Annotated in this window: 24 protein-coding genes and 1 pseudogene; 17 read left to right on the forward strand and 8 right to left on the reverse strand. The window is 70.3% G+C overall.

The window, feature by feature from the left end:
* Positions 1-1,758: a family 43 glycosylhydrolase gene (locus ACYSUO_RS01875; protein ID WP_461774196.1), complete on the reverse strand. Its 1,758-nt coding sequence runs from the start codon at positions 1,756-1,758 to the stop codon at positions 1-3.
* Positions 1,759-1,839: 81 nt separating this feature from the next.
* Positions 1,840-2,349 (reverse strand): hypothetical protein, encoded by a 510-nt coding sequence (locus ACYSUO_RS01880; protein ID WP_461774197.1) that lies wholly within the window; start codon positions 2,347-2,349, stop codon positions 1,840-1,842.
* A 171-nt stretch (positions 2,350-2,520) separates the two neighbouring features.
* Between ACYSUO_RS01880 and ACYSUO_RS01885 the strand changes: the two genes are divergently transcribed.
* The 5 genes from ACYSUO_RS01885 (at position 2,521) to ACYSUO_RS01905 (ending at position 4,942) form a co-directional block, all read left to right on the forward strand.
* Positions 2,521-3,000, forward strand: coding sequence for a hypothetical protein (locus ACYSUO_RS01885; protein ID WP_461774198.1), 480 nt, complete (start codon positions 2,521-2,523; stop codon positions 2,998-3,000).
* Positions 3,001-3,174: 174 nt separating this feature from the next.
* Entirely contained in the window at positions 3,175-3,534 is a 360-nt protein-coding gene (locus tag ACYSUO_RS01890) for a hypothetical protein (protein ID WP_461774199.1), read from the forward strand.
* 35 nt (positions 3,535-3,569) lie between these two features.
* Entirely contained in the window at positions 3,570-3,788 is a 219-nt protein-coding gene (locus ACYSUO_RS01895) for a hypothetical protein (RefSeq protein ID WP_461774200.1), read from the forward strand.
* A 541-nt stretch (positions 3,789-4,329) separates the two neighbouring features.
* Positions 4,330-4,464 (forward strand): hypothetical protein, encoded by a 135-nt coding sequence (locus ACYSUO_RS01900; RefSeq protein ID WP_461774201.1) that lies wholly within the window; start codon positions 4,330-4,332, stop codon positions 4,462-4,464.
* 154 nt (positions 4,465-4,618) lie between these two features.
* Complete coding sequence (locus tag ACYSUO_RS01905) at positions 4,619-4,942, forward strand: FCD domain-containing protein (RefSeq protein ID WP_461774202.1); 324 nt, start codon at positions 4,619-4,621, stop codon at positions 4,940-4,942.
* Between the two features lie 321 nt (positions 4,943-5,263).
* Here the strand turns inward: ACYSUO_RS01905 and ACYSUO_RS01910 are convergent, their stop codons facing one another.
* On the reverse strand, positions 5,264-6,460 hold the full coding sequence (locus ACYSUO_RS01910) for an FAD-dependent monooxygenase (protein WP_461774203.1): 1,197 nt from the start codon (positions 6,458-6,460) through the stop codon (positions 5,264-5,266).
* Positions 6,461-6,701: 241 nt separating this feature from the next.
* On the opposite strand from ACYSUO_RS01910, the gene ACYSUO_RS01915 reads away from it, so the two are divergent.
* Positions 6,702-6,989: a chaplin gene (locus ACYSUO_RS01915; protein WP_461774204.1), complete on the forward strand. Its 288-nt coding sequence runs from the start codon at positions 6,702-6,704 to the stop codon at positions 6,987-6,989.
* 77 nt (positions 6,990-7,066) lie between these two features.
* On the opposite strand, the gene ACYSUO_RS01920 is transcribed toward ACYSUO_RS01915, so the two are convergent.
* A complete protein-coding gene (locus ACYSUO_RS01920) occupies positions 7,067-7,936 on the reverse strand; it encodes a tyrosinase family protein (RefSeq protein ID WP_461774205.1) in 870 nt (289 codons plus the stop codon).
* A gap of 5 nt (positions 7,937-7,941) precedes the next feature.
* Entirely contained in the window at positions 7,942-8,391 is a 450-nt protein-coding gene (locus ACYSUO_RS01925; protein ID WP_461774206.1) for a tyrosinase family oxidase copper chaperone, read from the reverse strand.
* A gap of 561 nt (positions 8,392-8,952) precedes the next feature.
* On the opposite strand from ACYSUO_RS01925, the gene ACYSUO_RS01930 reads away from it, so the two are divergent.
* The 8 genes from ACYSUO_RS01930 (at position 8,953) to ACYSUO_RS01965 (ending at position 18,302) form a co-directional block, all read left to right on the forward strand.
* On the forward strand, positions 8,953-10,104 hold the full coding sequence (locus tag ACYSUO_RS01930; protein ID WP_461774207.1) for a glycosyltransferase family 4 protein: 1,152 nt from the start codon (positions 8,953-8,955) through the stop codon (positions 10,102-10,104).
* Positions 10,101-11,567, forward strand: a complete 1,467-nt coding sequence (locus ACYSUO_RS01935) for a sugar transferase (protein WP_461774208.1) — start codon at positions 10,101-10,103, stop codon at positions 11,565-11,567. Before ACYSUO_RS01930 ends, ACYSUO_RS01935 begins: the two co-directional genes overlap by 4 nt.
* A 112-nt stretch (positions 11,568-11,679) precedes the next feature.
* Positions 11,680-12,915 carry an O-antigen ligase family protein gene (locus ACYSUO_RS01940; RefSeq protein WP_461774370.1) on the forward strand — a complete coding sequence of 412 codons (1,236 nt, stop codon included), beginning with the start codon at positions 11,680-11,682 and terminating at the stop codon, positions 12,913-12,915.
* Positions 12,912-14,603, forward strand: a complete 1,692-nt coding sequence (murJ, locus tag ACYSUO_RS01945) for a murein biosynthesis integral membrane protein MurJ (RefSeq protein WP_461774209.1) — start codon at positions 12,912-12,914, stop codon at positions 14,601-14,603. The genes ACYSUO_RS01940 and murJ overlap by 4 nt, the downstream gene beginning before the upstream one ends.
* Positions 14,604-14,673: 70 nt before the next feature.
* Positions 14,674-15,375, forward strand: coding sequence for a polysaccharide deacetylase family protein (locus ACYSUO_RS01950; protein ID WP_461774371.1), 702 nt, complete (start codon positions 14,674-14,676; stop codon positions 15,373-15,375).
* Complete coding sequence (locus ACYSUO_RS01955; protein ID WP_461774210.1) at positions 15,372-16,517, forward strand: glycosyltransferase; 1,146 nt, start codon at positions 15,372-15,374, stop codon at positions 16,515-16,517. Before ACYSUO_RS01950 ends, ACYSUO_RS01955 begins: the two co-directional genes overlap by 4 nt.
* Positions 16,518-16,521: 4 nt before the next feature.
* Positions 16,522-17,187: a YveK family protein gene (locus tag ACYSUO_RS01960; RefSeq protein ID WP_461774211.1), complete on the forward strand. Its 666-nt coding sequence runs from the start codon at positions 16,522-16,524 to the stop codon at positions 17,185-17,187.
* The gene (locus tag ACYSUO_RS01965) at positions 17,187-18,302 is read left to right on the forward strand and encodes a GNAT family N-acetyltransferase (protein WP_461774212.1); all 1,116 of its coding nucleotides are present in this window, start codon (positions 17,187-17,189) and stop codon (positions 18,300-18,302) included. The genes ACYSUO_RS01960 and ACYSUO_RS01965 overlap by 1 nt, the downstream gene beginning before the upstream one ends.
* 37 nt (positions 18,303-18,339) lie before the next feature.
* On the opposite strand, the gene ACYSUO_RS01970 is transcribed toward ACYSUO_RS01965, so the two are convergent.
* Positions 18,340-19,620, reverse strand: a complete 1,281-nt coding sequence (locus tag ACYSUO_RS01970; protein WP_461774213.1) for a glycoside hydrolase family 26 protein — start codon at positions 19,618-19,620, stop codon at positions 18,340-18,342.
* Between the two features lie 928 nt (positions 19,621-20,548).
* Positions 20,549-21,913 carry a hypothetical protein gene (locus ACYSUO_RS01975; RefSeq protein ID WP_461774214.1) on the reverse strand — a complete coding sequence of 455 codons (1,365 nt, stop codon included), beginning with the start codon at positions 21,911-21,913 and terminating at the stop codon, positions 20,549-20,551.
* Positions 21,914-21,954: 41 nt separating this feature from the next.
* On the opposite strand from ACYSUO_RS01975, the pseudogene ACYSUO_RS01980 reads away from it, so the two are divergent.
* The 3 genes and pseudogenes from ACYSUO_RS01980 to ACYSUO_RS01990 all read left to right on the forward strand — a co-directional run.
* Positions 21,955-22,249, forward strand: a pseudogene (locus ACYSUO_RS01980) (transposase family protein); the annotation flags it as partial.
* A gap of 167 nt (positions 22,250-22,416) precedes the next feature.
* Positions 22,417-22,563, forward strand: coding sequence for a hypothetical protein (locus tag ACYSUO_RS01985; protein WP_461774215.1), 147 nt, complete (start codon positions 22,417-22,419; stop codon positions 22,561-22,563).
* A gap of 19 nt (positions 22,564-22,582) precedes the next feature.
* A complete protein-coding gene (locus ACYSUO_RS01990) occupies positions 22,583-22,942 on the forward strand; it encodes a hypothetical protein (RefSeq protein ID WP_461774216.1) in 360 nt (119 codons plus the stop codon).
* Positions 22,943-23,225: 283 nt separating this feature from the next.
* Here the strand turns inward: ACYSUO_RS01990 and ACYSUO_RS01995 are convergent, their stop codons facing one another.
* Positions 23,226-24,653 (reverse strand): dihydrolipoyl dehydrogenase family protein, encoded by a 1,428-nt coding sequence (locus ACYSUO_RS01995; RefSeq protein WP_461774217.1) that lies wholly within the window; start codon positions 24,651-24,653, stop codon positions 23,226-23,228.
* Positions 24,654-24,659 lie beyond the last annotated feature (6 nt).

Raw genomic sequence — 24,659 nt, forward strand, 5'->3', positions numbered from 1 at the left:
TCACCGCACCACGACCGGCACCGTCACCGACACCGCCTCCGGTCGTGACCCGTGGCGCGCCTGGTGCACGTCGCGGTACGACCCGTCCGCCCGGCGCCGCTGGTACACCAGCGTCAGCCGTGCCGCTCCCCTGCGCAGCCCGCTGAGCGTCACCGTGCCGTCCTCGACGCGTACCGACGCCAGGCCGGCCGGACGCGCTTCGGCCCGCACCCGGTTCTCCGGCGCCGACAGGTCGAACGTGGCGCCGGCGGCGCTGCGTACCGCACAGACGACGTCCGCCGCCCCGCCCACGTTCACGGCAGCCGGTCGGGCGGTGAGCCTGAACGGGGCGGTTCCGGCGGGTACGGGTTCGTCGCCGGTGGACTGGTCGATGGTGAGCAGAGGATGCCCGGCCGCATCCAAGCGGTGGTCGTCGATGCGCAGCCGCTCGGTGTAGACGACGCGGTCGGGCGACGTCGGGGACGTCCGGCCGTGGTGCACGTAGTACAGCTCGCTGCCGTCCGGTGAGGAGGTCAGGCTGCCGTGGCCGGTGGAGTACATCCCGACGTCGGGATTCTGCGAGAGCACCGGGTTGTCCGTGTACTTACGCCACGGACCCAGCGGGTGCTCCGCGACGGCGTAACCCACGCCGTAGTACTGGTTCTCGAAGTTGTTGGCCGAGTAGGTCAGGTAGTACAAGGTGCGCCGCTCACCGGCGTGGACGTAGTCGTGCCGCCAGGCCGTGGAGCCCTCTTCCCAGCGACGGTCCTTCTTCGAACCGCCCGACGCCGCATGGTCGTTGACGTGTGCGTCCTCCCAGGACTGCGGATCGCCCGCGTAGGTCAGGATCGGCACGAACCCGTCCCGGCGCCGCGCATCGGAGGAATCCGCCCGCGCGTTGGCGTCGACGTAACGGGGCTGGATGGTGGGCATGGTGGCGCCCTCGGGGTCCCGCCACCAGTGCGTGGTCAGCTCGACGGCGGCGATGTTGGATTCCTCGATGTACTTGCCGAGGCCGGTGTCCCACACCCAGTTGCGGTAGGCGTTGCTGGAGAAGTAGAGGTAGATCCGCCCTTCGTCGAAGAGCAGGTTCGCGTCGATCATCGGGATGTAGGAGCCCAGCGGCGCGGTGCGCCCCTCCTCCTCGGTGGCCGGCGGGGTGAGCTGGTCGGCGTCCATGATCAGGTTGACGTCGTGGTAGTCCGGTTTGTACGGGTGGTAGTCAAGCGGCCGGTCGTCGATGTTGCGGAACGGCCCCTCGGGCGTGCGGGACACCGCGACGCCGATCGAGCACGGCTCCTCGAAGTCCGCGTAGCCGAAGTACCGTTCGGCCAGGGCACTGCCCATCCGGGCCGCGTAGAACAGGTAGTACAGGCCGGTGTCCGGGTTGCGGTAGACCTCCGGCGCCCAGAACCAGTCCTTGCCCCACTGCTTCGGGTCGTCGACACGCAACGCGCCACCGGGCAGCCGCTCCCACGTCGACAGATCGGGTGAGCGGTGCACACCGAAGTAGTAGCCGTCGTCCGAACCGCCCGTGCAGTACGCGTAGTAGTAGCCGCTGGGCTCGTCGAACAACACGTAGGGGTCGCCGCCGGACGTCGCCGCGTCGTTGGCGTACGTGGCGTCGGTGACGGTGGTCCCGCGGGCGCCGCGGTCGGGTGGCCGCGGGGAGGCGACGGCGGCGCCGGGCGCCAGGGCCGCGGCGGCGAGGGCCAGCGTCCCGCCGAGGACGGCACGTCTGGCGGGCGGGAGAGAGGTTCCTTCGGGCTGGCTGCTCATGACTGACTGCACCCTTTCAACGGGGTTGGGCTGTGCGGTCCGGTGGGACCGCCGGTCCGCGGTCCCACACATCTGCTGCGGTCAGCAGCCACCGCAGTTGTAGAACGTCACGTCCCAGTGGTTGCCCTCGTCGGCGTACACGTTGCCGGACGCGGCCTTGTACTGCGGGGCGCCGTCGCCGCGCAGACCGATGTAGGAGAAGTGATTCTTGACGTAACTCGTGACGCAGGTGCTCTTGCCGAAGTCGAGCTTGTAACCGTTCCAGTGCGAGTACGTGCCGCTCGCGTGGCCGGTCTCGGTGCCACCCGTGATGTTGAGCGCGCACCCACTGGCCGACTTCAGCGTCTGGGCACCCTGGGCGGTGGCGAGATTGAGCTGCTCGAACGACGTACACGTGGACACATTCCGGTCGGAACAGCCGCCGGACGACGACCAGGTGATCCCGACCGATCTGAACATCGACGTCGCCGTCGCATGCGAGATCTTCGTGACGGCGAACGCGTCGGTGGCGCTCGTCAGCACGCCGAACCCGGGTGCGACGAGAGCGCCCGTGGTGAGGGCGAGCGCGGTGAGCGCGGAGCGAATACGCATGGGAATCGCGGTCCTTCCTGCCAGTGCCTGAGTGGGGTGTGACAGCTGTGGTGCAGGTGGATCGGCACAGATCGTGCCAGGGTCTACGCGCGTGGGGAAGACCTGGGACAGTCGGCGCCGCGACCGGCCGACCGGGCCGGCCATAGAAGAAGGAAATACGGAGGAATCCCCTTGAAGATCAATTTCACGCCGGACAGCCGCAACGACATCGGCTCGGGATGGGAAAAGGCCTGGCAGGCCGACCGAGTCGACCTGGCAGCGCTCACCGCAACGGATCTGCGCTACGGATTCTTCTTTTACCCGGTCGACTTCACCATCGAAGGCCACGCTTTCCTTTCGTACGATCAACACCCCTTGATTGACATCATGTTCAGCCTGGGGCATTCACTGCAGCGCCTGCGCACTGAGGGGTCGGCGCAGATCGATTTCACCGAGAATACGTACGTGATCCGCTTGGAACTCGCGGGCGATCAGGTGCGGTTCACCTCCAATCGTGGCACTCCGCCACCACCCCTGAGCTGCCCGCTCGACGCATACACGTCCGAGGTTCGGTCCTTCATCGCCAACGGCCTGGAGCACATCGAAGCTCAATACCCGGCGCTGGCACGGAATTCGGCAATGCACGAGCTGCGGGTGCTGCCAGGGCTGTAGCGGCCGGGTTGGGATCCGACTGCTTCATGTCTTCCTCGACACGTGTCGTGGCAGACAGACAGCGACGGCCCTACCTCCGCAGAAATCGATTCCGGCTGCGGGCCCGCCCGGGCATGATGGGCGGGCAGGCCCTCACCGAGCCTGGACGAGTGAGCTGAGGATGGAGCGCGCCCCGTGAAGGAATGGCAGGACGACGAGTACTGCCTCTTCATCAACGGAGGAGAGGGGTCGGACCTGTGGGCAGTATTGGCCGACTTCTCGGAGACCGAGGACGAGGAGGAGTGGCGGACGCACATTCCGCGCTTCACACGCCTGATCCGCTGCTGGCAGCGCCTCGGCTTCATCAAGGTGTTCCAGTCGGACGAATGGCCCGCTGACCACACCAGCGAAGAGGTGACGGGCCAGGCCCTGGACACGCTCCTCGCCGACCCCACCAGCTGGGAGTACCAGGATCCGGACCGCTGGACCTGTGTCGCATCCGGCGACCGGGACATCCAGGAGCTGGAGGAAGGTATGTGCGGCCAAGAGCGGTGACCACCACCTCCTGGAACCGCGACCGAGGAAGTGGAATGATCAAGGTAGAAACGCTCGGGCGGATCGCCTCGGGCGATGAACAAGGGCGCTACGTATACATCCAGAAGCTCCCGGACGATCCTCCGAGCTTCTTGGTGCTGACCGCCGCCGACGACGCCTTGAAGGTGGCGGGAAGCGACGAGTGGGTGGAGGACTTCGCCTCCTTGGAGCAGTTCTTCGACGAGGGAAATTGGGTCGTCGAATGGAACCAGTGATGGGGCACCGCGGGAATCCCTCCAGTGCACTCGCACCCTACGTGCGCCTGACTGAGCTCTTCGTCTCCGGACGGATCGACGCGCTGCAGTTCGACTCACGGTTCTGAGAGGAGTTCCGCAGCCAGCAGGGAATCTCGGACGCGGACTTCGCCGTACTCAACGAACTGTTCTACGTCGTCGAGGACTTCGTGCCGGATGTCGATGCGAGGGATCCCGGTGATGTCACGGAACCCGAGCTGCTGGCCGCGGCGAGGACATTCCTCGACGACTGCCGCGCCGACTGACCATGGCGGCCCGGCCCGCATCTCCGGCGAGGACGCCCTGCGCTGTTTGTACTTGACGGCGGTTGCCTAACGAGCTCGTTCGTGGAGAGCGTTGCCCGTGTCGTGATCGTCAACCGTCCGCGGATTACCGGCCTGAGCGGGGACGTGACCGCTGAACTCGCCGTTGGGATCGGCCCGTTGTGGGCCGCTCAGCGGTCCCGACACCTTGCGGAGCGTACGAGGCGACGGGGGCCGGTGCGCTCGGGGAGATCCGGCGCTTGCCGCCCCAGCGTGGCTGTGCGGTGGGGCCGGGCACCCGGCTGCCCACGCTCGCTGACGTCGTCGAATACCTCGGGACCAGCGGGCGGAGCGCCATCATCGACGCCACCGAGATCCGCGGCCGCCGCCCGTAGGCATTGACGGCCGCGATCGCTTCATCTCCGGCAAAAGCAAGTAGCCCCCTGAGGGGAGGAACGGCTCACGCATCTCGACGCATTCGCGTCGAGCATGGCATCGCCCACTTGAAGAGCTGGCCGACCCTGGCTCCCCCTCGGTCGGCGCGACCTCTTGGACGAACTCGTCCCGGCTGTCGCCGGACTGGTAGCCACCAACCGACCCACATCACAGGCTGAGGTCCGCTTGCCGCGTGGGCTGGGCGCCGCCATCGCCGAGGCCGCGGGCAACCGATTCCTCGTCGCGACCATCGACCCGCTGGGCGCCCACATCCAGCGCTTCCGCCGGTTCACCGGCGGCCGCATCACGGACACGGCGGAGGCCCTCGCCGAACACGCCGCGGTACTGAGCGCCTTCGAGTCGGACGACGCGACAGCCCGCGAAACGGCAATGCGCACCCACCTGGAGGGCGTGGCCCACCGCTTCTTCGGCCACTGATCCCGGGCCCCTGTTTCCGGCGCGCCTCGCCCTCGCTCAACAGCCCGACCTCGTACTCCGCCTCCCGGTTACGGCCCTGGATAACGCGTAGTTCCACCTGCGCATCCCGTTCGCCCCCAGCTTGTGCGCGTCATCGGGTCCGTTCCAGCAACCGCCAAGGTGTTCCGCTCGGACGAGTGGCCGGCCGAACTGTCCGGTGAAGAGGTCACCGGACAGGCCCTGGCAGGCCGGCCGAATCGACTTGGCGGCACTCATCGCAACCCCGCACCGCCGTCTCCCGCCCCGTGCCACGCCGCCACTGAACCGATCCGGTTCGCGGGGTCACCTTTTCTGCAGGACGCGCGCCACCCGGGGGCCGAGCCAGCGTTTCAGGGAGCGCAGGGTCTGTGTCTGGTCAACCGCTCGGTCGACCCGGTAGTAGAGCTGGGGTGGGACATGGGGAAGCAGGGGCGAATGGCGCTGGCCGAGGAGGGCGAACATCTGATGGGGTTCCAGGTGGATGTAACGCGTCAGGTTCTCGTACCAGTTCGCGCTGTGCCGGGCCGCGCTCTGCAGGGGGAGCAACTCGCGTCGGCGAGTCCGTTCGTAGCGGTCGAGCGCGGCCGGGAGCGGGGCGGGGTCGCGCAGCGCGTCGGCCAGCGCCATCGCATCCTGCATCGCCAAGGTGGTGCCGGCGCCGATGGAGTAGTGCGTGGTGTGGGCGGCGTCGCCCAGCAGGACCATGTTGCCGTGTGACCAGACGCGGTTGGTGACGGTGCGGAACTGCTGCCACTGCGAGGGCCCGTCGGTGTCGGTGCGGCCGATGAGCGGATGGCCCTGGAGCACGTCCGCGAAGAGGCGCTCCAGGAGCTTCAGGGCGGCGGTCCGCTCCATGACGTCGAGACCGAGCCCCGTCCAGGTCCCGGGTGCGCACTCGACGATGCAGGTGCTGTGCGTGCCGTCGAAACCGTATGCGTAGCACCAGAGCCAGCCGTGGGCGGTCTCCACGAAGGCGAAGGTGAAGGAGCTGAACACCCTTGTCGTGCCGAGCCAGATGAACCGGTTCTGCCCCAGGGCGACCCGCGTGCCGAAGTGTTCCGCGTGCTGTTCGCGCAGTGTGCTCCGCGACCCGTCCCCCGCCACGATCACATCGCCTTCGAGGCCGGAAGTCCCCTGCGGAACCGGCTGTCCGAAGCGTACGTCGACACCCAGCGAGGTCGCCCGCTCGGCGAGGATGTCCAGCAGGCGGTGGCGGCCGATCGCGAAGCCCTCGTCGCCGTGGTGGGTCGTGATCCGGTCGCGGACATGCGCCACGCCGCCGTTCCAGCGCACCGAGTGCTGTTCGATGGCGCGCGCTGACACCTCGTCATGTGCCGCCAGCAGGGTGAGCATGTCCGGCCAGTAGGTGACGCCCCATCCGTAGGTCGACCCGGCGGGGTTCTTCTCGTACACGGTGATGTCCCGGCTGCGACCTTGCAGCTTCAGCAGGATGGCCAGGTACAGGGACGCGGGCCCCCCGCCGACACAGACCACCTTCATGTGTGCTCTCCTCTGCCGCCGACGCGGCGCTGTCTCGCTGATACGGCCCGACGTGCGGCGCGACACACGCACGCCCGGAATGTACCGGTACCGGATCCCCAAGCATCGTCCATTGAGGCTGAATTCTTGTCTTTTTCGCGATCTGTACGTGTATGAACCGTGACCATGCGTGGGCCGCGCCGTTGAATGAGCCGACGGCTGCGACCACGCGGCCGCATCTGCAATACATAAGGAGAACGTGATGTCTCGCATCGCGAAGGCAGCCGCTGTCGCTGTCGGTACGGGCGCCGTGGTGCTCAGTGGCGCCGGCCTGGCCATGGCTGACGCGGGTGCTCAGGGCGCTGCCACCAACTCCCCGGGCGTCCTGTCGGGCAACCTGGTCCAGGTCCCGATCCACATCCCGGTCAACGTCTGCGGCAACACCGTGAACGTCATCGGCGCGCTGAACCCGGCCTTCGGCAACACCTGCGTCAACGGCGACGAGGGTGACGACGGCGGTTACGGCGACGACGCCGGCTACGGCGGCTGATCCCCAAGGACACACCGGGGCCCCCGGCCACCACTTGAGTTCTCGTGGTGGCCGGGGGCCCTCGTTCGTGCGCACGATCATTCGTACCGGTACAGCGACTTGTGCTCGAGCATGTCACGCAACGGGGTGTCCCACGGCGGCATGGTGTCGCCCAGCGCCAGCACGCGGCCGCGCTGCGCCTCGCCGGGCCCGGGCGCCTTCGCGGGGAGGTAGCGGTCGGCCCCGGAATGGCGTTGCCGCCACCGCGACCAGCACAGGTCGACGAAGGCGTGGTGGAGCCAGAAGACCGGGTCGTTCACCGAACCGGCGCCGAGCATGTGCCCACTCACCCACCGGTGCACCTGATTGTGGTTGAACCATGTGCGGTCGCCCCGACGGATGGGCCAGCCTTCGAGTTTGTTGCGGAAGCCACGGGGCGCCAGCGAGTTCCACGGCTCCACGTCGTACACGGTCTCGTTCATGGCATCGGCCAGATCCGCCTTGCTCGGCAGGTCGACCGGGGCCTGCGGACGGCCGAAGTCCCGCATCAGGAAGTCCCCGTCGGTCACGGCCACCTTGATGTCCCAGTGTCCGTGGCGGTGCGCGAAGGGCCCCGACGTCACCTGGCGGTCGGAGCGGCGGCCATTGCCCCCGAGGAAGTCGTCGCTCCACAGGGAGCCGGCCGGTGTCCGGTCCACGGTCCAGTCCCAGTACGGGACGGTGACGCCCGAGTCCACCCGCTGCAGGGCCTTCTCGAACTCCAGCAGGAACTTGCGGTGCCACGGGAAGAACGACGGGGTCATGTGCGCCACCCGTAGGCCGCCGTCCCCGTCCCCCACGTAGAAGTCGATGTGCATCCGCACGAACTCGTCGTACCGGCCCGAGCGTTTGACGGCGAGCACGGCGTCGACGAAGCGCCGCTTCTGCGCCTTGGTGAGGGTGCGCTGGTTCTGTCGTGTGTACACCACGGGCCTCACCGCCCCCCTTCGTGGGGCCGCAGCTTCTGGTCACCGAGCTCCGCCACGGCCGCCTTGGCGGCGCCGAGCGCGGTGGGGTGGGCCGCGTAGTGGTCCACCATGCTCAGATACGTGCCGTCGGCGCGACGCATGAGGTGCAACGGCTCACCGTCGACAGTGACTTGCCACGCGCCGGCCCCCGCCGCCCCCGGCCCGGCCGGCAGGGTCCCGACGATCCTCCGGCCGAGGTACATCTCGTCGAACGCCTCGGCCTCTGGGGCCGGTCCGCCCCTTTCGAACGGGCGAATTTGAAGGACGGCGGTCGCGCTGCAGGCGGCGCCGAGCAGGATGAGCCCCGCGCTGCGCCGGGTCACGAGCGGTTTCGCCGCCGGTGGTCGTCCGGTCGCCACCGGCGCCGCGCCGCCATCGACGGTCTGCGCGCCGGTCAGGAACACCTGGGGGTTCACGGAACCTCTCCTCCTCGTAAGTCCGGTTCAGGAAGATGACCCATTCGGAGTCAGCACCCCTTTCTGCGACACCAGTACGAAATTCCCCCCATAGAGGGAACGCGTCGCAGAGTGGTCGAGATTTTCACATCACCAACATAGCCATGACCACCCGGAAACCAGCCCTCCGACGCGTGCCCCAACGAAAGGCGACTCCCCAGGGATGCGGCGCCGATCGCACGCAACACGCCAGTCGACGACCTGCGACAGGGGGCGCGGCGCCAAGTTGACCGGGTATTTCACAACTCCAACACAATGGTGTATTAACTAAAACCCTTCACGGCACTTTCATGACCGCCCCGATCGGGTCGACATCAGGTGCGGGAAGTGGACGAAATCGTGTGACTTTCTCATTTGTTGACTGGCGCTCCAGAGCGTCCACTCATCCCTGAAAGGGAAGCAGTGCGAAATTCGAAAGGCTGTTTCCTGCGCCGCGTCATGGCGGCGGAGAGACGCGTTCTCCACTCGACCATCAGCAGGCCAGGTGTGCGGCCCCAGCAGCGGACCCCCGCGTAAGAGGCGATGCATGTGACGTCTGCACCCTTGTCACCGCGCGTACTTCACGTGACACAGCCCACCGACGGCGGAGTGGCGCGCGTGGTGGCCGACCTCGCGCGCATCCAACGCGCCGCGGGTATGCGCGTGTTCGTGGCCTGCCCCACCTCCGGAGGCCTGCGGCGGAGCGTCGCCGGTCTCGACTGCGAGGTTCTGGAGTGGGAAGCCTCCAGGCTTCCGGGAAGAAGCCTGATCCGAGAGGGGCGTCGGCTCGCCGACGTGGTGTCCCGGTCACGCCCCGATGTCATCCACGCCCACAGCGCCAAGGCCGGCCTGGTGACCCGCCTCGTGGTGCGCGGCCGGATCCCCACCGTCTTCCAGCCGCATGCCTGGTCGTTCGAAGCCGTCGAAGGGGTCACCGCACGCCTCTCCGTGACGTGGGAGCGGCGCGGCGCCCGCTGGGCCTCCCGGCTGCTCTGCGTCAGCGGGGCCGAGCGGCACACCGGCACCAGCCATGGGATCGAAGCCGAATGGCGGCTCGTGCCGAACGGGGTGGACCTGGAGCGCTTCCACCCTGAAGAGCCGGACGGGCGGGGCCTGTTCGGCCCATCCGCATCGGGGCCGCTCGTCGTGTGTGTGGGACGGCTGTGCCGGCAGAAGGGTCAGGACGTGCTCCTCGCGGCGTGGCCTGCGGTCCTGCGCGCGGTGCCGGGAGCCCGCCTCGTCCTCGTGGGGGACGGTCCGGACGCGGCGCGGCTGCGAGCGATGGCGCCGCCCTCGGTCACCTTCGCGGGAGCGCTCGACGACCCGGTCCCGTGGTACCGGGCGGCGGACCTCGTGGTGCTGCCGTCCCGATGGGAGGGCATGGCGCTCGCTCCCCTGGAGGCCATGGCCTGCGGCAGCCCGGTGCTCGTCACGGATGTCAACGGGGCCCGTGAGAGCCTGCCGCCCCGACTGACACCCCGGTGCCTGACGGAACCGGACGATCCCGTGGCCATGGCGACGGCGCTCGTGGGTCTGCTCCGCGACCCCGACGACCTTCGCGCGCTGGGCCGTGCCGCCTGCCGGCACGTGCGCGCGCAGCACGACGTCCGTCGGACCGCCGCGGCGGTCGCGGACGTGTACGGAGAACTTCTGGGGCTGGAGACCATCGAGTGCAGAGAGCCGATCACGACGTGAGCCGGGAACGAACCGTCGCATCGCCCACCCGGCAGCCCGCCGGGGACGACACGGGCGCCACGACCGTCATCACCCAACGGACCCCGGACAGCCCCCCGATCAGCCTGGCCGGCGACTCACCCCCCGGCTCGCCACGGGCCCTGCTGTGCGCGACGGACGGCGGGGCAGCCCTCCTCGGTGCACTCGTCCTCACTCCGCTCACCCAACAGCCGTGGCTGGTCGGCGGGTTCGTTCTGCTCGTGCTCGTCCTGTTCGGCAGCGGAGGCCTCTACCGGCTCTCCCACGAGCAGCGCATGCTCGACGACTGCCCCACGGTCGTCGGTCGGGCCGCGGCTGCGTGGTGTGTCCTCACGGCCGCCTGCGGGATCCTGTCCCTGCTCCACCGGATCCCGGGCCAGACCCTGCTTCTGGGCTGCGCCGTGCACGTCACCCTCACCCTTCTGGGGCGGGGTTTTGTGCACTGGCGGCGGCGGGTGGCGCTGGTGCGGCAGCCGTGCGCGGTGCTCTTGGTGGGTCGCGAGCCGGCCGCCACGCGCGTCGCCGCCGCCCTCCAGCGGCACCCGGCGAGCGGGATTCGCCCCGTCGGCATCGTCGGTGACGGCGCCGTGGAGCGTCAGCGGCCGGACGACGCGCCGCCCGCCCTGCCGGTCCTCACCACCCTGGAGGACATGCGGCTCGCAGTGATCCAGAACGGCGTCCGGAGGGCCATCGTGCTGGGCAGCGCCGGCGCCCCGCAGCAGCAGCCCTGGTTGCGCGGCCTCACCGAACTGGGCTGCGAGATCTGGGAATTGGACCCGGACCCGTCCCCGTACGTCCCGCGGTTGCGCGAGGCGGCACGGCCTCTGGCGGGGTTCCGCTGCCGGCCCCTCGTCGGCCCGCGTTTCCCGCTGCATCCCGGCAAGCGGGCGCTGGACGTGACGGTGTCCGCGCTGCTGCTGGTGCTGGCCAGTCCGGTGCTGGCGGCGTGCGCCCTGTGCCTGCGCGTCAGTGAGGGGCCCGGCGTCGTCTTCCGGCAGGAGCGCATCGGGAAGGACGGCCGGCCGTTCACGCTGCTCAAGTTCCGCACGCACCGCCCCGCCGACCCGCTGGAATCCGCGACGCGCTGGAGCGTCGCCACCGAGCACCACATGACGTGGTTCTGCCGCTTCTTGCGCCGCACCTCACTCGACGAGTTGCTTCAGCTGTGGAATGTCTTCCGCGGCGACATGAGCCTCGTCGGGCCGCGACCCGAACGGCCGTACTTCGTGGTGAAGTTCAGCGAGGCGCACCCCGGATACAGCGAACGGCACCGCATGCCGACCGGGATCACCGGGCTCGCGCAGATCAACGGGCTGCGCGGCGACACGTCCATCGAGGACCGCTGCCGGTTCGACAACGCGTACATCGCCAACTGGTCGCTGTGGCAGGACATCAGCATCCTGCTGCGCACGGCGGCGGAACTCTTCCGGCCGACGGGGAGCTGACGACGTGACAGTCCTCCCCGCCGTCACCGGCCTGCGCGCCGGCCCGCTGTCCGAGGGCCTGCGGCACGCGCGTCGCGCCGGACCCGTGCTCCCCGTACTGCTCCTGGTCGCCATGCTCGCCCTGCCTGTGGGCGCGAGCGAGGGCGGTGGGGGCACACCGGCCGACGCCGTCTCCGGCCTGGTCGTCACCTTCTGTGCCGTACGACTCGCGCGACGGCGGGAACGCCCGTTGGCCCGCACCGCACTCGTCGTGCTGGGACTTCCCGTCGTCGCCGTCGCGGTGGCCGCCCTGGGAGCGGGCTCGGCGGCGAACGCCCTGGACGGGCTTGCGCGTTACTACCAGATCCTCGTGCTCGTCCCGGCCGCCGTGCTGCTGCTCGTCCGCGACCGGCGCGACTTCCGGCTGGTGGCGTGGGCGCTGGTGGCACTCGGCCTGTGGCAGGGGTCGATCGGCGTCCACCAGTACCTGACCGGGACCGGCGCCTCGTACGCGGGCGAGGACATCCGGGCCGTCGGCACGTTCGGCGCCACCGATGTGATGGGCATGTCCACCGTGGTCGCCTACGGCCTGGTGTGTGCGGTGGCCCTGGCGCTCGGCGGGGTGACACCGCGGGTGCGGATCGCCGCCGGGGTCTGCGCCGTCGCCCTCGTGGTGCCGCTGGCGCTCTCCTTCAGCCGCGGGGCCTGGATCGCCACGGCGGTGGCCTGCGTGCTGCTGATCGTGCTCGGCGGAGCGCGCCGCGCGCTCCGGCTGCTGGCCGCTGCCACCGCGGCGGCGGTCGTCCTCGTCGGCGGGTTCGGCGTGGGGTCGTCGATGCTGGAGGAGCGGCTGAGCAGCATCACGCAGGTCACCGCGGCGCCGGACCAGTCGGTCACGGACCGGTACACGATGTGGGCGGCGGCGATCGACATGTGGCAGGAGCACCCGGCCACCGGGGTCGGGCTCAAGAACTTCCCCGCCTACCGCGACAGCCATGCCTCGATCGCCCTGTCCGCCGGGAGCGACGTGGCCGGCGCCGGAGCCACGTACCACCGGCAGCCGCTGCTGTCGCCGCACAACATGTACCTCCTGGTCCTCAGCGAGCAGGGGCTCCTGGGCCTGTGCGCCATCGCGGGATCCTGGGCGGCGCTGCTGGTGTGCGGCGCACGGCGGCTCGCCACGGCGCACCGCGGCGGTCGCGGCCTCGACTGCGCGCTCGTCGCCTGCGGCCTGCTCACCTGGCAGCTGGTGGACTTCGTCTACTCGGACATCGGGGGCCCCTCCACCGTGCTCACCGCCGTCGTGTTCGGCCTGGCCGCCTGGTGGGCGCTGTCCCCCGCGGCGACCGGGACGGCGGGTGAGCGGTGAAGCGCACCCTGCCCACCGGCCGGTCCAGGACCCAGCTGTCGACGGCGGTACCGACCCAGCAGCCGGCCCCGGAGGACGTCGGTCCCAGCGGTGACGGGCACCGATCCTCCGACACCTTTCTGGCCCGTGTCGCCCTGCTGACCGCGGGGCTGTCGGCCGCCGGATCGCTGCTGGGCCTCGGCCGTGACCAGGCGCTGGCCCACCTCTTCGGGGCGGGCAGCGAGACGGACGCCTTCCTGGTGGCGTGGACCGTGCCCGAGGTGGCGTCGACGCTCCTCATCGAGGACGGTCTCGCCTTCATGCTCGTTCCCGCGTTCAGTGCCGCGATCGCCGCGCGCGCGGCGGCCGGACCGCATCCGCGGGCGCAGGACCCGGTGCGGGCCCTGGTGGCCGGCTCGCTGCCCCGCCTCGCCGTGGCCTTCCTCGCGTGCGTCGCGCTCCTGATGGTCGGCGCGCGGCCCTTGGTCACGCTGCTCGCGCCCGGTCTCCCCGATCCCCAACTCGCCGTCGACTGCACGCGGTTGACCGCGACGTGTGTGCTGACCTTCGGGCTCGCCGGATATTGCAGTGCGGCGCTGCGCGCCCACAGCAGCTACCTGTCGCCGGCCGCCATCTACGTCGCGTACAACACGGGCATCATCGCCACCTTGCTGGTTCTGGCCGACCGTTGGGGTGTGCGCGCCGCGGCGGCGGGCGTGGCCGTCGGGGGCTGCCTGATGGTGCTCGTGCAGGCGCCGTCGCTGCTGCGGCGGCTGCGGAGCGCCCCCTCCGCCCCGGTCGCGGCCGGGGCGGACGCGAAGGCACCGGAGACATCGGCCCCGACCGAGCGGGCGATGAACCTGGCGCTGATCGCCACCGTGCTGCTCTTCGCGCTGTGCCGGCAGGCCCAGGTCCTCATCGAGCGTTTCCTGGCCTCCCCCCTCCCTTCCGGGGCCATCTCCGAGCTCAACTACGCTCAGAAAGTCGCGCAGTTGCCGATGGTGCTCTCCCTCATGCTGTGCACCGTCACCTTCCCCGTCGTGGCGAAGGCCCTGGCACGGGGGGACGTCGAGCGCGCGCGGGACCGCGTCGAACGCGATATCGCGCTCGCGGCCTGCATCGTCCTCGCCGGCGCGGCCGTGGTGTTCGCCTGCGCACCGCAGATCATCCAACTCCTTTTCCAGCGGGGCGCGTTCACGGCCGATGACACCGCGGCCACCGCCGCCGTCATGCGCGTCTACTCGCTGGGGCTGCTCGGGCACTGCCTCGTCGGGGCGCTGGTCCGCGCCTACTTCTCCGCCGGGCGCCCCTCCTGGTACCCCGTGGCCTCGATGGTCGTGGGCATGATCCTCACGGCCGCCGCCGGGACCTGGGCGGTCGGCGCCTTCGGGGTCGGCGGTATCGCCGCGGCCAACGCGCTGGGCATCACGGTCACCGCCGTACTGCTCCTCGCGGGGATGAACAAACGAAGTGTGCCCGTACGGATCCCCGTGGTGCTGCTCGAACTCGCCAAGACGCTGCTCGCGGCGGTGGGCGCCACGGCCGCCGGGCTGCTGTGCGCGGCCCGGATCGCCCAGCCGCTGGGCTCCCTCGTCTCCGGTTGCCTGGTCATCGGGGCCGTGTTCGGCCTCCTCCTGTGGGCCCTGAAGGTCCAGGCGTTCCTGCCCGCCGTCCGCCTCGCGACCAGAAAGCTGCGCGATGCCCGTTGAATCAGCATTTCAGCCGTCCTGTGGAGCCCGCCCCAGGGGCCTGCTGCCCGGAAGGGCCCCGTGGGTGGCGATGTACCACTCCGTGGACGACTGCTCCGACGACCCGTACAACGTCACCGTCTCCCCGGAACGCCTACGCCAGCAGCTCAGTTGGCTGCGCTCGCGCGGGCTGCGCGGGGTCGGCGTCACGGAGCTCCTCGACGCCAGAAGGCGCGGGGTCGGCCGCGGCCTGGTCGGTCTCACCTTCGACGACGGCTACGGGGACTTCGTCGAGAATGCTCTGCCGCTGCTCAAGTACTACGAGTGCTCGGCCACGGTCTTCGTCCTCGCCGGCCGGCTCGGCGGGGACAACGCGTGGGACACCGCGGGCCCGCGCAAGCCGCTGCTGACCGCGCAGGGCATCAGGGCGGCCGCCGCGGCCGGCATGGAGATCGGTTCGCACGGCCTCATGCACGTGGACCTCACCCGCCTCGACGACGCGGAGCGCCGCGCCGAGATCCAGCGGAGCAGGGCCCAGATCGCGGAGCTCACCGGCGGCACGGTGCGCGGCTTCTGCTACCCCTACGGCCGTGTCGACCCGCGCACGGTGGAAGCGGTGCGCCGCGCGGGCTACGGCTACGGCTGCGCCGTCTCCCCCGGCCCGCTGGCCGGGCTGTACGCGATGCCCCGCGTGTTCGTCGGGCAGCGCGACGCCCCGTGGCGGCTCGAACTCAAGCGCCGGATCCACCCCGGCCGAAGACACGCCTGGCGGGCCGGGGAGGCAGCGCGGTGAAGGCCCTGCACATCATCACCGGCCTGGGAGCCGGCGGCGCCGAACAGCAACTGCGTTCGCTTGTACGCCACTTGCCGGGCTCGCACGACGTGCTGACCCTGACCAACCCGGGGCAGGTCGCCGACGGGCTGCGCCGGGACGGGGTGCGCGTCGCCGACCTCGGCATGGCGGGCAACCGGGACGCCCGGGCGCTGCCCCGCCTGGTGCGCTTCATCCGGGACGGGCGCTACGACCTCGTCCACACCCACCTGTACCGGGCCTGTCTGTACGGCCGGGTCGCGGCGCGGATGGCAGGTGTGCGGGCGGTCGTGGCCACGGAACACTCCCTCGGCGAGGACCAGATCGAGGGCCGCCCGCTGACCACCGGGGTACGCACCCTGTACCTGGCGGGCGAGCGGCTGGGCAGAGCGACGATCGCCGTGTCCCCGGCGGTGGCCGAGCGGCTGCGCCGGTGGGGGGTGGCGCGGCACCGGGTGCACGTCGTGCCGAACGGCGTCGACGTCGCCCGTTTCGCCTTCGACGCCTCGGCACGCACCGCCGTGCGCCGCCAACTCGGTCTGCCCGCCGACGCGTTCGTGATCGGCGGCGTCGGGCGACTGGTCACCGGCAAGCGGTTCGACGTACTGGTCGACGCGCTGCGCGACCTCCCCGGCGACGTACACCTCCTGCTCGTCGGCACCGGGCCCGAGGAGCAGCCCCTGCGGCAGGCGGCGCGCAACGCGGGAGTGCTCGACCGGGTCGTCTTCGCCGGGGAACGCCCGCACACCGCCGCCACCGGCCCGCGCGACGGGGTCGTCGACCTGCCGGCTCTGATGTCCGCGATGGACGTGCTGGCGTCCCCCTCCGTCGACGAGGCGTTCGGTCTGGCCGTGGTGGAGGCGCAGGCCTGCGGTCTGCCCGTGCTCTACGTCAGCTGCCCGGCGGTCGACGATCTGCCCCGGGGGACCGGCGCCCACGCCGTCCGCATCGCGTGCACTGCCGCCTCGTTCGCCCACGAAGTCCGAAGAATCCGCGCCGAGTCGGCGGGTTCCAGGCTGCCGTCGCAGGCCGCCCTCCACTACAGCATCGCCCGCAGCGCCGCCCTGCACCACGAGGTGTACGCGACGGCCCTGGGCGCACCGACATCAGCACATCAGGAGTGACGACGTGAAGACCGAAACCGCACAGGACACCAACGCCTCCGGCACCTTCCTCGCCCGGGCCGGTACGGGTGCGCGGAAGCTGCCGCGGTGGTGGCCACTGCCCGTGGGCATCGTCGTCGGTGCGCTGGCCGGCGGCGTGTACGGCGCGGCGAGCACGCCGCAGTACACGGCGACGAGCTATGTGATCGCCGTCCCCACGAAGAAATCCGACCCGATGTCCGCGCTCGGTTTCGCCCAGGCGTACAGCCGGGTGGCCACGCAGGTCGCGGTGCTGGCCGACGCCCAGGACACCGCGGGTGTGTCGGTGCGGGACCTGAAGTCGCAGGTGCGTGCCGAGACCTCGCCGGACGCGCCCATGGTCGCCCTCTCGGCGTCGGCGGCCGAGCCCGCCCGGGCCAAGAAGATGGCCGACGCCGTCGCCCGCGCCCTCACCTCCAGCGCGAGCCACGCCAAGTCCGACACCCACGTGAAGCTCCTCCGCTTCACGAAGGCCGTGACACCGACGGAGCCCTCCACTCCGTCGGCCGCGCTGACCACGCTCGTGGGCGGGTGCGCGGGCGGACTGCTGGGCGGGCTCGCCCTGTTGGTCCGCCCCCGGCGCGAGGCCGAGGCGGCCACGGCGACGGTGCCCGCTCCCACCTCCGCGACCGGGCTGCGGGGTGGCGCCTGATGACACGAGGCGGGTCCGAACCTGTCGTCACGGTGTGCACGGACCCGGCCGAGTTCGGGTCCCTGCGCGCGGAGTGGAACCGCCTGCACGCCTCCTCCCCTACCGCGACACCGTTCCAGAGCCACGCCTGGCTGCACTCGTGGTGGCTGTCCTACGGCGGCGGGGCCCGGCTGCGCGTCGTGCTCGTGCGCCGCGGCGGCCGGCTCGTCGCGGCCGCCCCGCTGATGCGGCGACTGCGTCCCCTCCCGGTGCTGACACCGCTCGGTGCGGGCATCTCCGACTTCAGCGATGTCCTCGTCGACGAGGAGGCGGCCGGATACGCGGTGCAGGCGCTGGGTGCGGGGCTGTGGCGCCTTGCCAGGGGCGCGGTGATCGACCTGCGGGAGGTCAGGCCGGGCAGCGCCGCGCAGGCCCTCTACGACAACTGGCCGGGACCGCGCCGCCGCATCGACGACTCGGCGTGCCTGGAGTTGCCCGCCCTGCCGATGGACGAGCTGGTGCAGCGCCTGCCGCGGCCCACGGCCCAGCGGGCGCGGGCCAAGATGCGCAAGCTGGACGCCACGGGGATCGAACGCCGGATCGTCCCCGCGGCGGAGGTCCGCTCCTCCGTACGCCGACTGCTCGAGCTGCACCAACTGCAGTGGCAGGGCCGCAAGGTGACGACCGAGCACGTCAAGCCGCGCTTCGTCGAGCATCTGTCCCGCTCGGCCACCCTCATGGCCCGGACGGGCGAGGCGGTCGTCACGGAGTTCACGCTGGACGGCTCCGTCGTGGCGGCCGACCTGACCTTCGTGTCGTCACGGCTCGCGGGCGGCTATCTCTACGGCGCCCACCCGCAATTGCGGGAACGCAAGATCGACGTGGCGACGATGCTGCTGCGCTCGTGCGCCCAGCACCTGCAAGAGGCACCGCGGGCGCAGGTGTTGAGCCTGCTTCGCGGCACCGAGCCCTACAAACTGCACTGGCGGCCCGAACCACTCGTCAACCAGCGCCTCCTGCTGGCGCGCCCCGGCTCCGCACCCCAGCTGGCCACGATCCTGGCCGGTGTCCGGGCCCGCTCCGGCGCCAAGCGGGTGCGCGACGGCTGGCGGGAACGGGGTGGCGACCCGGCCTGAGGGCCGAGCCGCCTCCCCGCTCAGTGACCGTCGCGCTTCAGGGCTTGTTCACCCACCAGTCGAACCGCACACACACCTTGCCGCCGAGCCAGCGCTCGACCCAGTCGCCCAGGTCGATCGGGTGACACTTCGGGGGCCGTGTCGGGTTGGTCGGCTGCGTGGGCTCGACCGGCTTGTCACGTCCGGTCAGTGCCGCCCGGTAGACCTTCGACGCCTTCGGGTTGTCGTCGCACTGCCACACACCGTGCGGGCAGTAGTCCGTGAGGGTGTTGTAGAGCGCCTTGTGCTCGTCCATCCAGGCGAGCATGCGGCGCATGTACTCGGGGTTGTCGCCGTTGCGGAACAGCCCCCACTCCGGGTAGGAGATCGGCTTCTTGTGCTCCTTCGCGAAGTCGACCTGCTTCTGCAGCCCGTAGGGCTCGGACACCTGCTCGCTGAAGGACTTGCCCTCCGGCTGGTCGTACGAGTCCATGCCGACGATGTCGACGACGTCGTCGCCCGGGTAGCACTCGGTCCAGGGGACGGCGTCCCGGCCGCGGCTCGGGGTGAAGTCGAAGCGGAACTTCTGGCCCGGCACGGAGCGCATGGCCGTGACGATCCGCGTCCAGTACTTCTTCCACGCCGCGGGGTCGGGGCCGCAGCGGTGCGTGTACGTGACGCCGTTCATCTCCCAGCCGAGCACCACGACGGTGTCCGGCACCTTCAGGTCCACCAGGCGCTCGGCCAGCGTCTTGAAGTGCTCGTCGAAGGCACCGGCCGCGCCCCGCCGCAGCAGCGCCCGCACCTCCCAGTCCGACACTCCTTCCTCGTTGCGCTCCAGCATGGGCACATTGAGGACGAAGAGCCGGTCGTCGCGCTCCCGGCGCCACTTGGCCCAGCTGTCGAGGAACCCCGGAGCGCCCTCGATGTTGCTCCATCGGTCTCCGGGCAGATACGTGTGTCCCACCCGGAGGTCGGCCCCGCCGAGCCAGTCCGACAGCTTCGTCATCCGGGTCACGCCTTGGGGCCCGTAGTCCAGATAGGCGCCGAACGCGGGGAACCCGTGCTTCGCGTCCTTCCCTGCGGACGTGGACGGACTCGGACTCGGAGGCGGGGTGGGACTGACGGACGTACTCGGCGACGCCGAAGCGGAGGGCTTGGGTACCGTCGAGGCCGAGACGGTCGGTTCGGCCGGCTCGGAGGGGTTCGGTCCATTGCGCGGGGTGGCGTCCGCACGCTCGATGGACACGCCTCCTGACGCGACCACCAAGGGGATGAGCGCGCCCGCCGCGATCAGCGGGAGTCGTCTTCGATTCTTCCGTCGGGGTTTTCCGGCCATACCTTCTCCTCGTGCCGCACTCGCTCCATTCCTGACACCTAGTCATATGAACGGCGACGGCGCCAACGGTGGGCCTCCCGATGGCCGCCTCGCCTCACCCTCATGGGGCAGCGCCACACGGAACCCGCCCTCCGCGCTTGGGGCCTGCCGCCACGGAACCGGACACCTCGGAACCGCGCGTTCATGCCTCTGGGCACCAACTGGGGTGACATCACGGGCGAACGGGTGAACGTGCCCCTCGTGGCAGGCCCGACGGTGCTCAACTTGTAGCCGGCATGAGAATGGTCGCGCTGCCTCCCTCCCAGCCGTCGGCTCCGCGCCGTGGGGAGGCAGTCCCTTCAGCGGCATCCTCTGCGGGTCGGGAAGGGCGTGCCCGTGGCTCTTCCCGACCGGCCGTCGCCCCACCCTGCGGCATCCGCCAGGCGAGGCCGGTCAGGTGCTGAGGCAATGCGGGTGGTTCGGGGTGGGGGTCGACGGTGGGCTCGCTTGGGCGATCGTTCGCGAAGACGCGTCGCTCACCCTCGATGGCGATACCCGTGACGCCGGTGGACTTGTTGGTCGGGTGAGAACGGATCGTCACGGCGTTCGTGGGGACCGTCCACGGTCCACGACGGTCGCAGTCGTCGCCGGGGGAAGGCGAGACCGAGACGTGGGACGCTGCAGCGGCCGCGCCCGTCGCCGGGACGCAGTTCCATCTGCGCGTCCCAGCCTGCCTCGTGAACCGGTTCTCGTCGTTCGGGTCGTCCAGGTCCCACGGACCGTCGGGCGCGTACGTGAGCAGGAGCTTGCCGGTGTCCCTCTCTCGACCTGGTGGAGACGTCTCGGGGCTGGGCGACCGACGTTGAATGCAGACGGCGGAGGCAATCAAGCGTAGTGCCGCACACCGACGCCATCGCTCCGGGGCGCCGGACCGTTTCGCGTTACGGGGTCAGATCGGTTCTCGCAGTGAGGCTGTCCACCACGAGTCCGTGGGAGTGCGGGCGATGCCGTCGAGTTCGTACTCGATGAGGTCGATGATCCCGCGGGCCTCGGCCTCGCTGTTCAGTGAGCCCAGGTGCGCGAAGACGGCACAGTACCGGGAGGCCATGGCGAGGAACGTCGGGAGGTCGGGCGCGATCCAGGCGACGTACTCGTCCAGGTCCGGTTCGTCGTCGAATTCCTCGTACAGGGCCCAGAGGTCGAAGTCCGGCCTTCTCCTGCCTGGGTCGCTGCGGTCCTCGTCCGGGTGGAACGGCTCCAGGGCCAGCTCTTCGATCTCCTCGGCAGGCGGCGGGTCCAACTCCGACGGCATCCGGTAGACGATCCCCGTCGCCCCCTCGACGACAAGTCTGCCCTCCTGCAGAAACCCGATCACGACCAGGAACTCGTCCTCACCGGAAGGATCCGGAACGCGCCGGGGAGCGTGCAGGGTGAGATCGCCGAGCCTGGCCGCGGGGACGCCCGTAGTGATGAGGGTGTCGTACGAGGCGTGCGGCTCGAAAGTCTGTGGAATGCCCTCGGGGCGCAGCCGGTGGAAGTCGGAGGGGACGAAACTCGGGTAGTCCGGATGCCGCTCCACCTGGAGCGCCTGGTCGGTGAAGGCGGCATGCACGGGGAAAGCCTCAGCGGGCGACCGCTCCGGAGCACGGCAGGCCGACCCAAGGGGGTCGGCCACGCCGGAGCGGACGGCGAACACCCCGCCGGGTGCCGCGTAGAGGGTCAGACCGCGCTCGGGGACGGCCAAGTGGTGGGTGATCAGAGGCCGGTTGAGACTGCTCGACTCGTACGGCTGCCAGCCCAGCAGGGCGTTGCTCCGCGCCACGGGCCACGGCTGCGACCGTCCGGGGCCGGGCTCCTCGCTCCTGAGCGGACCGGCCAGGAGTTCGCCCGTCTCCACGTCCCAGACCCAGTAGGCGGCGCGCCTGTGGTGACCGTCGTGACCGAGCACCGCGAGGCGTCCGTCTGCGGCCCAGTCCTTGGGCAAGAGGCGCAGCTCTTTGAGGTGGCCGGGAAGTGGATCGGCGCGCAGCACCGCGCCGGGTGGCCGCCAGTGCTGCCAGACGACCGTCCAGGGGCGTGCGAGGTCCGCCCCCTCGATGGCTGCGGCACAATCCGCGTCGCCCTGGGCGGTCGCCGAGAGGTGCAGCCAGGCGGCCCACTCCCCCTGGTTCGCGGGGCGTACGCCGGCCAGTGACAGTTGGAGCGCGTAGCGGACCGGCTGCGGCAGTCGCTCCCTGGATGCGAACGCAGCTTGCAGAACCTCAGCCATGTCCGCGTCGAGCAGCGACACGACATCGGTAGGGACTTCTGGCATATCGAGACGTGACCTCCGCTTTCGACCGGGCCTAGGCTAAGTGGATCGTGGACGGCACCCTCATTCCGGTCCGCGACCGGCACGTCGGCTCGTCCTCGCGCAACTACCGCTTCTCGGCGAACGTGCAGGTCATCGTGGACGCCCCCCCGCCGGCCCCTCCTCCCGGGCGAGGAGGACGACAACGGGGCCCACCGCACGGTGCGCGCCCGGGTGGAGCACGTCATCGGCCGGATGAAGAACTACAAGATCCTCCGCGACTGCCGACAGCACGGCGACGGTCTCCACCACGCCGTCCAGGCCGTCGCCCACATGCACAACCTCGCCCTCACATCATGACCAGAAGACTGCGCCCACGCGCTCTGGCCTGCCCGAAAACGGCCTTGTGCAACACGCTTTAGTTACGACGTGAAGCGCTCGGTCGACTCGAAGGACGCGGGGAAGGCCTCCAAGATCATCCGTAAGCTGGATGAACCGGAGTCGCTGCGCGGGCCGACGGCGGCGCCATGGCCTTTGAGGCGGGCGACAACGCCAAGAAGGCTGATGGCTCCTACGAGATGAACGAGCCGCTCCACCGTGGCCCATACGTCAAGGTCCAGCTGGGCAAGAAAAAGTTCCGCATCCCACTGGCCGGAAATCCGACCCTGGACTGAGTGTGGAGGGATACGAGCAGTGAAGGACTTGCAGGACGACGAGTACTACCTCCTCGTGAATGGAAGAGAGGGCTCCAGCCTCTGGGAGCTATTGGCCGACTTGTCCGGAAGCGAGGATGAGGAGGAGTGGAAGAGGCACATTCCGCGCTTCTCCCGCCTCATCCGCTGCTGGCAACACCTCGGCTTCATCAAAGTGTTCCAGTCGGACGAATGGCCCGCGCACCTCACCAGTGAAGAAGTGACGGGCCAGGCCCTGGACACGCTCCTCGCCGACCCGACCAGCTGGGAGTACCAGGATCCGGACCGCTGGACCTCCGTCGGATCCGGCGACCGGGACATCCAGGAGCTGGAGGAAGGTATGTGCGACCAAGAGCGGTGACCGCCGCCTTCTGAAGCCGCCTCATCCCGACCCACTCCTGTCGGTCGGGATGGGGCCCGCGCACGAGTCTTCATCTGCCCGGGCCCTTCAGGCACCAGTACAGACCACTGGGGCGGACACGTCCGGCGATGAACAACGACGCTCGTATGCATCAAGGAACTACCCGACCATCCACCGAGCTACTTGGTGCTGACTACCGCCGCCCCCACACCAACTGGCCTTCGCGGCTGGGCTCGCATCACCGGCCAGGCCGCCTCCGCCGAATGTACCTAACGGCGGTTCCCTAGCCCCTGTACGTCTCCAACAACCGCAACCACACCTCACTGATCGTCGGATACGCCGGCACCGCGTGCCACAGGCGGTCGATCGGGACCTCGCCCGCGATGGCGATCGTGGCCGAGTGGATGAGTTCGCCGACGCCCGGGCCGACGAATGTGACGCCCAGGAGGATCTCGCGGTCGAGGTCGACGATCATGCGGGCGCGGCCCGTGTAGCCGTCGGCGTAGAGGCCGGAGCCGGCCACGTTCGCCAAGTCGTAGTCGATCGCGCGGACGCGGTGGCCCGCTGCCTCCGCCTCGGCGAGGGTGAGGCCCGCGCTCGCGGCTTCGGGGTCGGTGAAGACGACCTGGGGGACGGCGTCGTGGTCGGCCGTCGCCGCGTGGGCGCCCCAGCGGTCCGTTTCCAGGAGCGGGACGCCCTGCGCGCGGGCGGTGATCGCGGCGCCTGCGATGCGGGCCTGGTATTTGCCCTGGTGGGTGAGGAGGGCGCGGTGGTTGGCGTCGCCGACCGCGTAGAGCCAGGTGCTGTTCGTGACGCGGAGCGAGTCGTCGACCTCGAGCCAGGAGCCCGGTTTCAGGCCCACCGTCTCGAGGCCGATGTCGTCCGTGCGCGGCGCGCGGCCCGTCGCGAAGAGGATTTCGTCGGCTTCGAGGGTCGTGCCGTCGTCGAGGGTCGCCGTGACCGTTCCCGCGGGCGACCTCTCCACCGAAGTCACCGAGGTTCCCGTACGGAGCTCCGCGCCCGCCTCGCGCAGCGCGTCCGCGACCAGCTCGCCGGCGAAGGGCTCCATGCGGTCCAGGAGGCTGTTGCCGCGTACGAGCACGGTGACCTGAGAGCCGAGGGCCTGCCAGGCCGTGGCCATCTCGGTGGCGACCACGCCGCCGCCGACCACGATGAGGCGGCCCGGCACCCGGTCCGCGCTCGTGGCCTCCCGGCTGGTCCACGGCTTGACCTCGTCGAGGCCCGGGAGTGGCGGCAGGGCGGCGCGGGTTCCCGTGCAGACGGCGACCGCGTGGCGTGCCGTCAGGGTCGTCACCGTGCCGTCGTCCGCGGTGACCGTGACGCTGCGCGGTCCGTCGAGGCGGCCGTGGCCGCGGTACAGGTCGATGCCGATGGACTCCAGCCAGCCGACCTGGCCGTCGTCCTTCCAGTGGGAGGTGTAGTCGTCGCGGTGCGCGAGCACCGCCTGGGCGTCGAGCGGGCCCTGCACCGCCTGGCGCAGGCCGGGCACCCGGCGGGCGTCGGCGCGGGCGATCACCGGGCGGAGCAGCGCCTTGCTGGGCATGCAGGCCCAGTACGAGCACTCACCCCCGACGAGCTCGCTCTCCACAATGGCGGCGCTCAGTCCCCCGGCTCGCGCGCGGTCGGCGACGTTCTCGCCGACGGGTCCGGCTCCGAGCACTACAACGTCGTACACGATGGCTTCGGTCATACGCGC

The organism is Streptomyces sp. UC4497 (assembly GCF_054871485.1).

Excerpts from the sequence above, each read along its gene's own strand:
- ACYSUO_RS01875 (WP_461774196.1), bottom strand. The coding sequence starts at position 1,758 with ATGAGCAGCCAGCCCGAAGGAACCTCTCTCCCGCCCGCCAGACGTGCC.
- ACYSUO_RS01880 (WP_461774197.1), bottom strand. The coding sequence starts at position 2,349 with ATGCGTATTCGCTCCGCGCTCACCGCGCTCGCCCTCACCACGGGCGCT.
- ACYSUO_RS01895 (WP_461774200.1), top strand. The coding sequence starts at position 3,570 with ATGATCAAGGTAGAAACGCTCGGGCGGATCGCCTCGGGCGATGAACAA.
- ACYSUO_RS01910 (WP_461774203.1), bottom strand. The coding sequence starts at position 6,460 with ATGAAGGTGGTCTGTGTCGGCGGGGGGCCCGCGTCCCTGTACCTGGCC.
- ACYSUO_RS01915 (WP_461774204.1), top strand. The coding sequence starts at position 6,702 with ATGTCTCGCATCGCGAAGGCAGCCGCTGTCGCTGTCGGTACGGGCGCC.
- ACYSUO_RS01930 (WP_461774207.1), top strand. The coding sequence starts at position 8,953 with ATGCATGTGACGTCTGCACCCTTGTCACCGCGCGTACTTCACGTGACA.
- ACYSUO_RS01940 (WP_461774370.1), top strand. The coding sequence starts at position 11,680 with ATGCTCGCCCTGCCTGTGGGCGCGAGCGAGGGCGGTGGGGGCACACCG.
- ACYSUO_RS01950 (WP_461774371.1), top strand. The coding sequence starts at position 14,674 with ATGTACCACTCCGTGGACGACTGCTCCGACGACCCGTACAACGTCACC.
- ACYSUO_RS01965 (WP_461774212.1), top strand. The coding sequence starts at position 17,187 with ATGACACGAGGCGGGTCCGAACCTGTCGTCACGGTGTGCACGGACCCG.
- ACYSUO_RS01970 (WP_461774213.1), bottom strand. The coding sequence starts at position 19,620 with ATGGCCGGAAAACCCCGACGGAAGAATCGAAGACGACTCCCGCTGATC.
- ACYSUO_RS01975 (WP_461774214.1), bottom strand. The coding sequence starts at position 21,913 with ATGCCAGAAGTCCCTACCGATGTCGTGTCGCTGCTCGACGCGGACATG.
- ACYSUO_RS01985 (WP_461774215.1), top strand. The coding sequence starts at position 22,417 with ATGGCCTTTGAGGCGGGCGACAACGCCAAGAAGGCTGATGGCTCCTAC.
- ACYSUO_RS01995 (WP_461774217.1), bottom strand. The coding sequence starts at position 24,653 with ATGACCGAAGCCATCGTGTACGACGTTGTAGTGCTCGGAGCCGGACCC.